Here is a 13,042-nt window from a genome sequence, read left to right as displayed (position 1 = left end):
GTGGCGCGAGCGGCATGCCTGTTAGGCCCGGACAACGCGGAGTGGCGTTGCTGGTGGCACTGGTGGTTTTGCTGGTCATGACCATCACCGGCTTGGCCTTGGTTCGCACCAGCAGCTTCGGGACCGGGGTGTCGGGCAGTCTGTCGCTCAAGCGCTCAGCCACGTCGGGGGCCGATCTGGGCCTGGAAACTGGGCTGGCCAGTTTGAGCGCGCTGGCGCTCACGGGCTCCGGCGCACTGGATGTGAGCAACGAACAAAAGGGCTATTACGCCAGCGTGGATCCGCGCGTGGAGGCGGCCAACCTGCCCTGGGGAAACAATACCTCGGCCTTGGCTGCCGCCGACGATGGACTGGGCAACGAGGTGCGCTATGTGGTCCACCGCCTTTGTAGCCAGAGCGGGCCCTGGAACGCCAGTGGCCAAGTCTGCGTATTGCCGCAAAGCAGCGGCTGCCCGGGCTCGTCGGAGTCGGCTGGCAGCGTCAGCGTTTGTAACGACCAACCCATGTACCGAATCACTGCACAAGTCAAAGGGCCGCGCAACACCCTGAGCTACCTGCAGATGAGCGTTTATTAAGCATCAAGAGGCGCATATGCGAAACAATCCAGACACAAGCAACGGCCGGCCTTCCGCTCTGCGGCGGGCCTGGCTGCCCACCATGCTGGCCTCGATGGGCGCGGTAGCGCTGGCGGCGGGCCTGATTGGCAGCGGCCTGGTGATGGCCGATACGCCGGCGACAGACGCCGTGGACCTGGCCAACCAGCCCGTCACCAGCGTGAACGACGACAAGCCCAATCTGATGCTGCTGATGGATACATCAGACTCGATGAAGTGGAGCCACATGCCCGATGATTGGGAGGTGCCTACAAGCGGCCTGTTCCCGGTGGGCTACAAGAGCTCCTTGTGCAATACCTTGTACTACAACCCGGCCTCTACCTATGTGCTGCCCAAAAAGGCGGATGGCACTGATATGCCTGCGCCCAGTTTCTCGGCCGCGCCGGTGGATGGCTATGATTTGTCCAAGGGTACGGTCGATTTGGGAACGAGCTTCCAAGCCTACAGTATCGCGTCACGTTACGTTCAAGAGACGCACTACAACGACCCGGCGCAGCCTGCCTACTATTTTGAATGGGTGCCCCGTATTGCCAATGGCGTTGTCCCGCATTTCGAGACCAAGGATGAGTCCGTGGGCGCTTGCAACAAGGTGCCAACCGGGACGGCCACCAAGACCGTTCGGGAGGACGATTTCACCCTGAAGGTGGGTCAGCCGAGCGCCAATATCAACACTGGCAGCACGACGGCCCCTGATGGCGCTTGGGTGCGCCGCGCCATACCGGCTGCGCAGCAGGGCAATTTTGCCATCTGGTACAGCTACTACCGTACCCGTATCAACATGGCCAAGTCGTCGGTCAGTTTGGCTTTCAATGGCTTGAACGAGAGCTTTCGGGTGGGTTTTTTGTCGGCGGCCAAGCCCGATCCGGCTGAGCCTCACACCAAATTTGTGCCGGTTGAAACCTTTGCCGGTGCTGATCGGGCCAACTGGTTCCAGGCACTGCAAGGCATCAAGACCAAGGGCAGCTCGCCTACGCGTGAGGGCTTGGCGCGGGTGGGGCGCTATTACGCTGGCCGCAAGGACAGCATCAACGACACCATGCAGTGGACCAAGGACCCGGTGGTCTCGGCTTGCCAGCGCCACTACACGATTGTGACGACCGACGGTTATTGGAACGTAGACCAGGAAACCAAGGGACCAGTGGATTTAGGCGGAACTGATCTGGTCGGCCAACAAGACGGGCCACCCAAGGCCTTGACGGATGCCAGTGGCCTGATTCCACGCCCGATTTATGACGCCTCTACCAGTGGCCACAAGCTGGTGCGCGATGCCAGCGTTACCTATGGCATTGACCCCTGTACCTTGGGTTGGAAAATCACCACGCCCGGTAGCGGCACCAAGACCGAGACCGTCTACAAGCAAATCATTGAGAAGGACACGCTCAAGCAGACCAGCAGCACGGCCGATTACACCTGGTGGCAAAAGAGCACCAAGCAGCTGATACAGCTCAATGGCAAAACGCTCCATTCCCCGGAGCGCAGTCGCAAGTATTACTACGTGCAGGGTACTTACGCCATTTATAGAAACTTCTACCAGAACACCTTGCAGTGGGACTATGTCTCCAAAACCCAGTACCGCAACCAAATGACCAAGACCTGGTCGACCCAAACCCAGACTCCGTACGCGAAATCGGTGGCTATGCGGGTGCAGAAAAAGCGCTATTTCTACTGGTACAAGGACCAGAGCATTGGTGAGCTCCCGCAGAAGACCACCGATAGATCGGTGTGCCAAAACAGGCCTGGTGGCTGCACCCTGGCCTACCAAGCTTATGACGAGTGGCAGATTGTCGAGTCCTGCAGCCCCGGCATGGACGGCGACTACAAGGTGGAATGCGATGGCCCCACCGAAATGGCCATCAACGCGCAGCAGTACTGCAGCCAGTCTGGCCAATTTGTTGCAGGCGTAGGCACCATCAAGTGCGAAGGGGTTCTGGTGCCTGCCTATTCGGGCCCCGTCTCGGCTTGTAATGTGGTACACCCGGATCTGGCAGGTGCCATTGCGGCGGCTGGGGGCTCCAATGCTTCGGTGGTGTTCAGTAACTGCCAGTCGCATTCGGACGTTAAAAATGTGCTGCAGGCAGCCTGCGTCAACAGCGGCCCGACCAAGGAAAACGGTTACGAGACATCGACCTGCGTGAAGACCCCTGCGCCAGGCACCACGCTTTCGGGCGTGACGGACAACAGCTGCCCAGTGGGTACATCCGTAGATGAGAACAATCAAAATCTCTACACCACCTGTACTTTGGCTACTGGAACAGAGAAGATAGCCCAATGCAACGCTACTGGTGTCTATCCGGATGATCCGGTCAAGCAGCGCATCAATATCCGCTGCTTGAACGACCAGACCAAGGTGGGTTCCAACTATGTTCCGCCAAACAATTGCACGCCCGGCGTGTCAGGCAACTATTTGGTGAAGTGCGAGAACCTGGTAACGGGCGGCAAGAGTGGCCCTGTTGAACCCAATTCCGCCAGCTGCAAGAACACGGCCGATGGTGGCTGGGCTTGCGAGCGCGTGAATGAGGCCTGGGTTCCTAGTTCCAATTGCTCGGCCGAAGCACCCAAATCTACCAATGGCTGGATTGGCACCGAATGTGCTGGCGAATACACCTGTACGCCTGATCCGGGTACCGAGGGCCTGACGCCGCCTGCCGATGGCCCGACAGGCAGTTGCCAGTACCAGGAGGCAACGGCGGCCAATGGCTGTATCTACAAGTCGTGCCGTGAAAATAACACCGGACCGACCCAAACGGCGCAATGTTTCAACGACCAGGCGAGGAGCACCAACCAATGGACCAACACCAGCTGTGTGCCCGACAACAAGCCCTATACGCCGGTACAGAGCTGCCCAGTTACAGCAACTAACGCCGCCAATTGCAAGACCAGTAATACCAGCACGGATATGGCATTTGGTACCTGTGCGGCTTATGTGACTGCCAATTTTGGAGGCACGGCGCCGACGGAGAGTAACCGCTGGACCACCAGTGTTTGCACCTCGACCGATGAGAGCTCGAACAACGGTCTGACCTATCTGCAAAGCGAGGCCCAATACCAAGCCTGTGTGGCGCAAGCGGCACAACCTGATCCGAAGGGCGTGAAAATGCGCTGCGTCAAAGAGGTCTCGGCGCCGATTCCCGTCGCCAATGGGGAGGCCTGTATTGCTGGTTACAACGAAACCACGCACAAGGTCACCACCTGTGACCTGGACATGTCGAACTCCACCATTGTGGACACCAAGCCTGCCAACTGCCCGGCTGCAACTTGCGAAGAAGTGAAGGGCAATAAAAAGGTCTTTAGCGGCACGTATCGCACCACCCATGTCAACCTGGTGGGCACTGCTGAAACGGGCTCGTCCGTGATTAGCAGTGGCTTGCTTAAGGGCGACTTGGAAAGCCCCGCGGTTTGCTACCCGGCAACCGAGCTCAGCGCAGCCTCGCAACTGCAGCAGCCGCCCAATGGGCGCCCAGTGCCGGGCTCGGTCCCTTGGAGCCAATTGCCTGCCGATTACACAGCCGCGAGTTGCAATGGCAAGCTGCCTTGCGTGGACATTGTGCAAGACAGAGTTACTGGCGGCAGTTCCAACTCTCTGGCCGACGTGGCCCAGTACTACTACGCTACCGATTTGCGTGCCGGCGGTGCGGGTGCACCACCTGCTATGGAGAACGTGGTACGCCCAGCGGGCACGGGCGCCGAGGACGACAAGGCGACTTGGCAGCACATGTCCACCTTTGTCATTGGCCTGGGCGTGTCCGGCACCTTGAAGTTTGACCAGAACTACAAGAGCGGGGCTGGCGCATTCGCGGATTTGCGTACCGGTGCCCAAACTTGGCCACTCTGGCCGCCAACCGGGGGCACCGGCAACTACGAGCAACCCCAGTCGATCGACGACTTCTGGCACACCGCTGTCAATGGCCGTGGCTTGTTCTTCAGTGCCAACGACCCTCGGTCCATTCAAAATGGTCTGGGCCAGGTGTTCTCTGAGATCTTGGCGGCAGCGGGTTCCGGGGCTGGCGTGGCCGTGTCTTCGCCTGTGGTCGAGACCGGCAACAACGTTGCCTACGGTGCTACCTACCGCAGTGGCCGCTGGTCGGGCGATGTGCAGGCTTATGAGATCAACGTAACAACCGGTGCCCGTAGCCTGGTTGAAGGCTGGTCGGCACGTACCAAGCTCGATACGCGTAATCTGGCCAGCGATGACCGTACCATCTACTACATGAATGCGCAAAACGAACTCAAGCCATTCAAGTACGACGATCTGGGCAGCCTGAAGTCGAACTTTGAAGGCACGGCGGCGGAAGCGCTGGTAGACCCTTACAGCCAGATGTCGGCCGCTCAGAAAACCGCGGCCATGGGCAAAAACCTGGTGAACTTCCTGCGCGGCGATCGCAGCAAGGAAGGCTTTGCACTCAATGATGCCAACAAGCTCTACCGCAGCCGCGAGAGCATCTTGGGCGACATCATTGGCTCGCAGCCTTTGTATGTGGCCAAGCCACTGCGCAGGTACAAGGACTCCGGCTATGCAGCCTTCCGACTTGCGCAGCAGAGCCGCACGCCGATGGTCTATGTGGGCGGCAACGATGGCATGTTGCATGCGTTCTACGCAGAAACCGATCTGACCAAGACGGTAGGCAACAACAACGCCTTGAAGGCAGCGCGCGAAGCCTGGGCATTTGTGCCAACGGCAGTGATGTCCAAAATGCCGGCACTGGCCAGTGTCAACTACGACAACGGCCACCAGTACTTTGTTGATGGCAGCCCGGTCATGGCTGATGTCTACGACAAGGGTGAAGGCAAGTGGAAGACCATCTTGGTGGGCGGTTTCAACAAGGGTGGCAAGGGCTACTATGCACTGGACATTACCGACCCTGAAGCGCCCAAGGCGCTTTGGCAGACCAGCGACACCAGCATGGGCTACAGCTATGGCAAACCGCTGGTCACCAAGCTGCCCGATGGAACCTGGGCGGTGATGCTGACCTCGGGCTACAACAACAGCTCCAACAGAGGTTATGTCTATGTGTTGAATGCGCTGAAGGGGACCTTCATCCAGACCATGGTGAACCCATCCGGTTCGGGCATGAAGGACCTGAACAACTTCGTCAAGGACCCGGTGGGCGACAACACCACCGAGCTGTTCTATGGTGGAGATATTGAAGGCAATATCTGGCGCTACAAGTGGAATGGAAGCAGCTACACGGGGGCTAAGGTCGTTCAACTGCTTGGCTCTGATGGCAGCCCGCAGCCCATCACCACACGCCTGGAACTGGTGCAAGGGCAGGGCGGATCGTCGCTGCCACGTATCCTGGTGGCAACGGGCAAGATGTACGGGTTTAGCGACATGACCACCACCAAACCGCAGACCATCTACGGCTTTGACGACAAGCTGGAAGGCTATAACAGCAGCTCGTTCCGGGGCCAGCTGAAGGAGTCCAAGCTGACAAACGTGACAGGCGCTAGCGGCCAAGCCACTCGTACCCTGCAATGCCTGGACAGTGCGGCCGTCTGCAATGATGGCGCCAAGGGCTGGTTTGTCGAGTTGCCGGATACGGGTGAGCGTGTCAACGTCGATCTGCGGTTGGCGGGCAGCACCTTGGTGGTGGCGAGCAATGTACCCTCTGACCAGCCTTGCTCGGCGGGCGGACATGCCTGGATCAACTACCTGGACTTCCAGACCGGTCTGGCGGTGAACGTGGGCAGCGATGGCAAGGGCCAGGCGGCAGAACAGGTGCTCGGTATCGTGATGGGCAGCGACTTGACGGCGAACAAGGATGGCAAGGTGACTGACCACGTTTCACCCGGCCGTGTGCCTGACAAACCATTGGATATCGACATTCCTACAGCAACGCCCAAGCCCAAGGGCAAGCGCATCAGCTGGCGCGAAGTAGTGAAGTAAGCCTGCAAACAGCTGTAAGGCAACAAACACAAGGCCTCCCAATCGGGAGGCCTCGTTTATTGTGGGATGCAAAAGCGAACGGGGGAAGTGTCAGCCTTGATCGCGTGAATATTCAGGTTGAGCGGCGGAGCGCCAACCGGCGCAGCCGCTCGCAGCCAACTACAGCTGCGTAGGCTGCTCTTGCGACCAGTGGCGTAGGGCTCCGTGGGTGAGCAGCAGCACTTGGTCGTCGCCGGCGCTGGTGGACATCCAGAACACGGGCAGGCCGGGGAAGGCGGCTTCGAAGTAGTCGCGTTCGTTGCCGATCTCCAGCACCAGCACACCGTCCTTGGTAAGTCGGTCGTAGAGCAGGGCGAAACGGCTGGATTTGCCCGCCCAGTTGCGGCCGACCAGGCCGACCGATTCGCCCGGGTGGATGGTGGTGCTGACCTGGTCGAGCAGGACTTAGGTGCCGTGGCGCAGCGTGATGTTTTTTAAAACTGATGATGACTGGCGCTGCCTATCGCTGCGAGGCTGAGCCGTTGTGGGCTAACCGGTCTATCCCGGTTCCATAGCAGCCAATAATGTCGTTGATTATATCATTTGTAATTAAATGTCTCTTTTGAATTTCATGTATAGGTAGAGAAAAGCTACGCTGGACGGTAAATAGGTACCGTTTGTCTGTAGCAAGGGCTCATGCCATGTTTATATAGCTAAAGTATCTGAGAAGATATTTTTTCATAGAAATTATTGAGAAAGGGCCGCGGCCATAACGGGGCGGCCTTCAGTGGATAGGGGGGCAGGCACTCACCATGGCCTGCAGTAAGTGGATAAAGCATGGCATCAGCGGTTTTCACGGTCGATTCAGAAGGCACTGCAACGCAGCCGCGCATGCGTTGGTGCATGAAAGATATTTCTTATGAGCATATCGATCGTTCGCTCATAGAGGGTGATGAAGACCTGTTCTATTTGCTGATGAGCGCATCGTTCATCGAGACCGGCTCGGACACCTACGCCGCCAATCTGGGTGAGCACTATGCAGGCTACCCCGAAATCCAGCACTGGCTGCAAGGCGAGTGGGAGCACGAAGAGTTGCAGCACGGCGCTGCCTTGCGCCGCTACGTAGAGACAGTCTGGCCCAGCTTTCCCTGGCAAGAGGCCTACGACAGCTTTTTTGCCGAGTACTCGCAGTTGTGCACCGTGGAAGAGCTGTTCAGCGACCGTCGCCTGGAAATGGTGGCGCGCTGTGTGGTGGAAACCGGCACTACCGCTTACTACCACACGCTGCGCGAACTCAGCCACGAGCCGGTGCTGACCCAGCTGCTCAGCCAGATCCGCAATGACGAGATCGGGCACTTCAAGTATTTCCTGGCGGGCTTCAAAAGTCTACAGCAGCAAGCGCCGGTAGGGCGCATGCGCATTGCTGGCACTTTGTACAGCCGCCTCAAGGAGCTGCGCGACAGCGATTCCGACGTTGCCTTGCGCCACGTATTTGCCCACAAGGGCGAGCTGTTCAGCCAGCCGCAGCGCGAATTTACCGATGTGGCCAAGCGCGTTTACCGCTTGATCAGCACCGGCCTGCCGGCCGACTTGGCGGTGCACATGTTGCTCAAGCCACTGCTGTTATCAGCAAAAGCAGAGGCCTGGTTGCGTACGCCTATCAGCAAGTTTGCTTGCAAATTGATGGCGTATTGAGGCAGCTGGCTGGCGAGGATTTTTCTTAGTTGCTTGAATTTCATCGGTTTTCCTGAAATCCAATCCATAGCCACCATAAACAGTATTTTCACTGTTTATGGCTATTTACTGCATTTCAACATGCATTAAATTAAATTTCATTTTGTATTTATTTGTAAAGGCACTTGCCATGTCGAAAAACCCATCCGGCCTTCAGTCCCTCTTTCTGCGCTGTCATGCGCAAGGTGGTCGTGCTCGCTCTTCGCTGGTGAATGGCATTGCAGAGCGTCAGCGAGGCTTCACGCTGATCGAAATCATGATTGCTGTGGCGATTATCGGCATCCTGATGTCTATTGCGCTGCCAAGTTACAAAGATTATGTCAAGCGTGGAAGGATCGCATCTGGATTGGCTCCGCTGGCAGACATGGGGGGCAAGTTGGAGCAGTTTTTTCAAGACAACCGAACCTATGACGGGGCATGTACCGCCAATTCTCTAGTGCCGGTACCAGATCACCCATTTTTTACCTACACCTGTGCATTGGATAAGACGACCTTTACGGTGACTGCCACCGGAAGTGGCCCTATGGATGGCTTTGTTTATACATTGAACCAAAAAGGTGATCGTGCTACGACAAGTGCTGGTACGGGTTGGACAGCGAATGGCAGCTGTTGGACTATCAGCAAGGATGGGGGATGCTGATGATTATCTATTCTCGCCGCGTACTTGCCTTGCAACGGGGATTTTTTCTGATTGAGCTTATGGTGGGTTTGGCTATTACTTCGGCCATTTTGATGGCGGCTATGCCAAATATCAAGGTATATCTGTTGGATTCGAGAATCCGCACTGCAGCGCAAGCCTATTATGACGGAATCCAGCTTGCCCGGGCAGAAGCGCTGCGACGTAATACGGATGTGTCCATCACTTTGACGGATGATGGTAAAGGCTGGAAGGTTACTGTGGGGGGGGATGATATTTCAGTCAAGCCACCTGAATCAGCAGGAAGATTAACCGTGGAGGCTGAAGAGAACGAGGTGGTATTCAATAGCTCGGGGGCTGCCTCTGCGGAGAATACCGTTCAGTTTTTGCCAGGCGAAGGCGCCAGTTGTATGGGAGATGGTGGGCAGCAGCGGTGTATGAATGTAAAAATATCTGTTGGTGGCCAAGCCCGTTTGTGCGATCCATCCATTACTGAAGCAGGGGATGATCGAAAATGTTGAAATATAGTTCAATTGCTCGTAGATATGCTTTGCGGAAAAAATCGGATTACGCCAATACGCAAAGCGGCATGATGATTATTGAGGCTATGGTGGCTATATTGCTGCTCATGCTGGGGATGCTCGGTATTGCCGGGCTGACTGCAAAGTCAACAACCATGGCGGGGCAGGCTCAATACCGCACTGAGGCTGGAATGTATGCCGATCAGATTATCCAGATGATTAATTTGGGCGTGAGCCGTACATCAGAAACTGAGCTTGCGGCATCGCTGCAGGCATTTCAGCACCAAGCTTCGGGTGGTGATACAGACGCATGTGTTTTCAGTGGGGCTGCCACCTCTGACACGGGCTTGGCAGATGTATTAAAGGCTGCTCAAGGTCAGTTGAATGGAGTCGCAGGGCTTCCAGGTGCAACGGCGCAAGGTCAGCAGGTGCGGATTGAAACCACTGACAACTTGAATCAGGTGACGGTCACGCTGTGCTGGCAAGGACCGGGGGACGCAGCTAAGCGTAACTACCAGATCCAAGCATTTGTGCATTGAGGTGATAAGGGAAGCGCATAGGCTATGAGTACACCGAAACCATTGCTACGCAGCAGGCGTTCCCTGAGAGCGAGCATGCAAGGATTTTCCATCATAGAAATAATGGTGGGGTTGATTATTGGTTTGCTGACTTTGTTGGCGATTTATCAGCTGTATACCACCTCCGAAGGGCGTCGGAGAACGGTGACGTCCGTCAGCCAAGCGCAAAGTGCAGGCTCTATGGCCTTGTTTGCCATTGAGCGTGATATTCGTTCGGCTGGTATTGGTTTTTCTACTCTGGATAGTACTGCTTTTGGCTGCACAGTTGCAGCTTCTAACAGCAGCTTAAGCCCCGGGGAGTTCCAGTTTCCGCTCGTCCCAGTGCGTATTGTCAATGGCAAGAAAATCTGGGTGCTTACCGGTACCTCCGGCAATATGTTTGCTGGAGCGCGCTATGCATCTAGCGCCAGTGGCGAGTTTCAGATGGAAAAATCTAACGCCGGCTTTCAACCAGGCGATGTGATTGTGGGGACCAGTGATTCAAATCCGAGCGAATGTCTGTTGATGGAAACAACCAGAGGCGCAGGGACCATGGTGTCCACCTCAAACCCTGCGGCGCCTGCTGTTTATCAGGGCGTTGCCCATGGCTTGGGGAGTTACACCCATTTTTATACGGGTTCTACAGTAACTGCGACAAGAAACGGCGGCTCCAAGAGCAATATGCTGAACGCAGGCTTGGGCGAGGGTTCGCTTTATAGCTTGGGGCCTTCTCCGAGTCTTCATGTCTGGAGTTTGGAGAATAACCAGTTGATGCGTTACAACGCGCTCAATGAGACTGAAGCGAGCAAAGTACTTGTTGCAAAGGATGTGATTGATCTGGTAGCGGAATATGGCTACGACGTGAATGACAACGGAAAAATTGACCAGGCCAATGAGTGGCGCTCTGATTTGAGTGCTATCAGTCCGCTTAAATGGGAACGCGTAATTGCTGTCCGTATTGCAGTGCTTGTGCGCAGTTCGCATTTCGAGCGCGATGAGGTGACGCCGGTGCAACCCAAGTGGTCCAACGGCAACAAGACTTTCAACATGGGTGGTGCTGGTGAGGACTGGAAGCACTACCGCTATCGCGTTTATGAAAGCGTAATTCCACTGCGCAACACCATTTGGGGGCAAATGTCATGAGAGTCGAGCAAGTTAGCTTTCGCTCCAAGCGTGCATGGACACAGGTCGGCCATTACAAACAAAACGGCATGACCATGCTCGTTGCCTTGGTTGTTCTGTTGGTAATGACCATTACTGGCTTGGCCCTGGTTCGTACCAGCACGATGGGCGCGGGAGTTGCCGGCAGCCTGGCGCTTAAACAAACGGCTACCTCGGGCGCCGACTTGGGGCTGGAGAGGGGTTTGGCGGAATTGGACACGCTTTATCTAGCTGGGGGAGGCAAGCTCGATAACAACGTCAGTGCCTCCGGCTACTACGCCACAGTGGATCCCAAGCTGAAAACGGAAGAGTTGCCCTGGGCCAGTAGCGCCAAAAAAGTGACAGATGACGATGGCCTGGGTAACCAGGTGCATTTTCTGATCCATCGTCTATGCACCAAGACTGGTCGTTGGAACGCGGCGGACCAAAGCTGTGTGACACCGCCAGGAACGGGCTGTCCGGGGTCATCGGAGACCGTTGGCAGTGTAGCGACCTGCAACGACAGGCCGATGTACCGGGTGACTGCGCGCGCTATGGGGCCACGTGAAACGATGAGTTATGTGCAAATGAGCACATTTTGAATACATGTGGCCGTAACCAATTGAGTTGAGAAGTGTGCTGAACAGGACACTCAGGAATCAAAGCATAAGAGGGTGAAAATGCAAAACCTAACAGAAGCAAGCAGAGAGCGTACCGGGGGGCGGCGCTGGATGCCCAGGCTGCTGTCGACACTTGGCATGGCTGCTGCCGTGGCCGGCGTGGTTGGCGCAGGCTTGGCGATAGCTGATACCTCCCAGACGAACGCCGTTGATATTTCCGACGTGCCGGTGGCTACGATGGCCGATCAGAGCAAGCCCAATGTGATGCTGTTGCTCGATACTTCGTTTTCGATGAAGTGGACGCACATGCCCGATGAGTGGGAGGGATCGCAGACTACCTACTTCCCGATGGGCTACAAGAGTTCGCTTTGCAATACGCTGTATTACAACCCCAGCATCCCCTATTCGGTGCCCAAAACAGCGGACGGTACGGCCGACATGCCGACACCAAGTTTTACGGCAGCTTGGAAGGATGGTTATGACCATTCTCAGGGGGTGGTGAACCTGTCCACCAGTTTCCAGGCCTATGACCAAACCACTCGCCGGCGACCCACAGCCCCAGACAAGCCGCAGCCAGCTTACTATTTCGCCTGGCAGGACTACAACCCTATAAACGGCAGGCCTGCGCCGTACTTTGAGACCTCGTCTAATGTCCGCGGCGCGTGTAACAAGACGGCAATTCCCGCTGTGCAAGCCGACGACGGCAGATTGGTAAAAAGCGCGCGTATCAGCTATAGCCTTTCAACGCCTGATGGTTACTGGGTGAGAACCACCATTCCCGTCGCGCAGCAAGAAAACTTTGCTATCTGGTACAGCTATTACCGCACCCGTATCAACATGGCCAAGTCGTCGGTCAGTCTGGCTTTTGCTGAGCTGAACGACAATTTCCGTGTTGGCTTTATGACCATGGTCAAGCCAGGCTCGGGTGAGCATAGCAAGTTCATACCAGTGAATGATTTTGGTGGCTCGGCCAAGACTGATTGGTTCCAGGCTATCCATTCGATCAGAACCAACGACGACGCCACATCACCTGCTCGCGAAGCACTGGCCCGTGTGGGGCGCTATTACGCTGGCAAGAGTGACAAAATCAACGACACGATGACACCGTTTGTCGACCCGGTCATTTCCGCCTGCCAGCGCCATTACGCTATTGTCACAACCGATGGCTATTGGAACACCAGCAACGAAACACTTGGCCCTCTTCAGATTAACGGCACCACCTTGGTCGGCCAGCAGGACGGTCCGCCTTTGGCTCTGACTGGGGCTGATGGGCTGATTCGGTAATCCCCCCACAAACCACCGCTCTGAGAAGTAGAGCTATGCGGCCATGGCCAGCCGCTGTTTGGGGGTGATGCC

At 56.3% G+C, this 13,042-nt stretch carries 10 protein-coding genes; 9 read left to right on the top strand and 1 reads right to left on the bottom strand.

Translation table 11 applies throughout. From position 1 onward, the window contains the following. The first annotated feature begins 14 nt into the window (after positions 1–14). Together ACFIQF_RS00050 and ACFIQF_RS00045 are read left to right on the top strand one after the other, a co-directional pair. Positions 15–575: a pilus assembly PilX family protein gene (locus ACFIQF_RS00050; protein ID WP_393939004.1), complete on the top strand. Its 561-nt coding sequence runs from the start codon at positions 15–17 to the stop codon at positions 573–575. A gap of 16 nt (positions 576–591) precedes the next feature. Then, positions 592–6,498: a pilus assembly protein gene (locus ACFIQF_RS00045; RefSeq protein WP_393939001.1), complete on the top strand. Its 5,907-nt coding sequence runs from the start codon at positions 592–594 to the stop codon at positions 6,496–6,498. Between the two features lie 159 nt (positions 6,499–6,657). Here ACFIQF_RS00045 and ACFIQF_RS00040 read toward each other — a convergent pair whose 3' ends face one another. After that, the gene (locus tag ACFIQF_RS00040) at positions 6,658–6,939 is read right to left on the bottom strand and encodes an ATP-binding cassette domain-containing protein (RefSeq protein WP_393939501.1); all 282 of its coding nucleotides are present in this window, start codon (positions 6,937–6,939) and stop codon (positions 6,658–6,660) included. Positions 6,940–7,380: 441 nt separating this feature from the next. Between ACFIQF_RS00040 and ACFIQF_RS00035 the strand changes: the two genes are divergently transcribed. From ACFIQF_RS00035 to ACFIQF_RS00005, 7 genes are all read left to right on the top strand, one after another. Beyond that, a complete protein-coding gene (locus tag ACFIQF_RS00035) occupies positions 7,381–8,172 on the top strand; it encodes a ferritin-like domain-containing protein (protein ID WP_393938999.1) in 792 nt (263 codons plus the stop codon). Between the two features lie 97 nt (positions 8,173–8,269). Beyond that, positions 8,270–8,851: a type IV pilin protein gene (locus tag ACFIQF_RS00030; protein ID WP_393938997.1), complete on the top strand. Its 582-nt coding sequence runs from the start codon at positions 8,270–8,272 to the stop codon at positions 8,849–8,851. After that, positions 8,845–9,369: a GspH/FimT family pseudopilin gene (locus ACFIQF_RS00025; protein WP_393938994.1), complete on the top strand. Its 525-nt coding sequence runs from the start codon at positions 8,845–8,847 to the stop codon at positions 9,367–9,369. The genes ACFIQF_RS00030 and ACFIQF_RS00025 overlap by 7 nt, the downstream gene beginning before the upstream one ends. Beyond that, positions 9,363–9,908, top strand: a complete 546-nt coding sequence (locus tag ACFIQF_RS00020) for a hypothetical protein (RefSeq protein ID WP_393938992.1) — start codon at positions 9,363–9,365, stop codon at positions 9,906–9,908. Before ACFIQF_RS00025 ends, ACFIQF_RS00020 begins: the two co-directional genes overlap by 7 nt. A 75-nt stretch (positions 9,909–9,983) precedes the next feature. Beyond that, positions 9,984–11,069 carry a PilW family protein gene (locus ACFIQF_RS00015; RefSeq protein WP_393938990.1) on the top strand — a complete coding sequence of 362 codons (1,086 nt, stop codon included), beginning with the start codon at positions 9,984–9,986 and terminating at the stop codon, positions 11,067–11,069. Positions 11,070–11,137: 68 nt separating this feature from the next. Next, the gene (locus tag ACFIQF_RS00010; RefSeq protein ID WP_393938987.1) at positions 11,138–11,668 is read left to right on the top strand and encodes a pilus assembly PilX family protein; all 531 of its coding nucleotides are present in this window, start codon (positions 11,138–11,140) and stop codon (positions 11,666–11,668) included. A gap of 78 nt (positions 11,669–11,746) precedes the next feature. Continuing rightward, positions 11,747–12,970 carry a hypothetical protein gene (locus tag ACFIQF_RS00005; protein ID WP_393938984.1) on the top strand — a complete coding sequence of 408 codons (1,224 nt, stop codon included), beginning with the start codon at positions 11,747–11,749 and terminating at the stop codon, positions 12,968–12,970. The last annotated feature ends 72 nt before the right edge of the window (positions 12,971–13,042 follow it).

The organism is Comamonas trifloxystrobinivorans (genome assembly GCF_043359985.1).
Taxonomy (GTDB): Bacteria; Pseudomonadota; Gammaproteobacteria; order Burkholderiales; family Burkholderiaceae_C; genus Comamonas; species Comamonas trifloxystrobinivorans.
Note: the sequence above shows the minus strand (reverse complement) of the source record. Positions and strands in the feature narration are given on the sequence as shown.

Bases quoted from the DNA above. Each gene is read 5' to 3' on its own strand.
- ACFIQF_RS00015 (WP_393938990.1), top strand. From the start codon at position 9,984: ATGCAAGGATTTTCCATCATAGAAATAATGGTGGGGTTGATTATTGGT.
- ACFIQF_RS00050 (WP_393939004.1), top strand. From the start codon at position 15: ATGCCTGTTAGGCCCGGACAACGCGGAGTGGCGTTGCTGGTGGCACTG.
- ACFIQF_RS00045 (WP_393939001.1), top strand. From the start codon at position 592: ATGCGAAACAATCCAGACACAAGCAACGGCCGGCCTTCCGCTCTGCGG.
- ACFIQF_RS00030 (WP_393938997.1), top strand. From the start codon at position 8,270: ATGGCTATTTACTGCATTTCAACATGCATTAAATTAAATTTCATTTTG.
- ACFIQF_RS00010 (WP_393938987.1), top strand. From the start codon at position 11,138: ATGACCATGCTCGTTGCCTTGGTTGTTCTGTTGGTAATGACCATTACT.
- ACFIQF_RS00035 (WP_393938999.1), top strand. From the start codon at position 7,381: ATGAAAGATATTTCTTATGAGCATATCGATCGTTCGCTCATAGAGGGT.
- ACFIQF_RS00020 (WP_393938992.1), top strand. From the start codon at position 9,363: ATGTTGAAATATAGTTCAATTGCTCGTAGATATGCTTTGCGGAAAAAA.
- ACFIQF_RS00025 (WP_393938994.1), top strand. From the start codon at position 8,845: ATGCTGATGATTATCTATTCTCGCCGCGTACTTGCCTTGCAACGGGGA.
- ACFIQF_RS00005 (WP_393938984.1), top strand. From the start codon at position 11,747: ATGCAAAACCTAACAGAAGCAAGCAGAGAGCGTACCGGGGGGCGGCGC.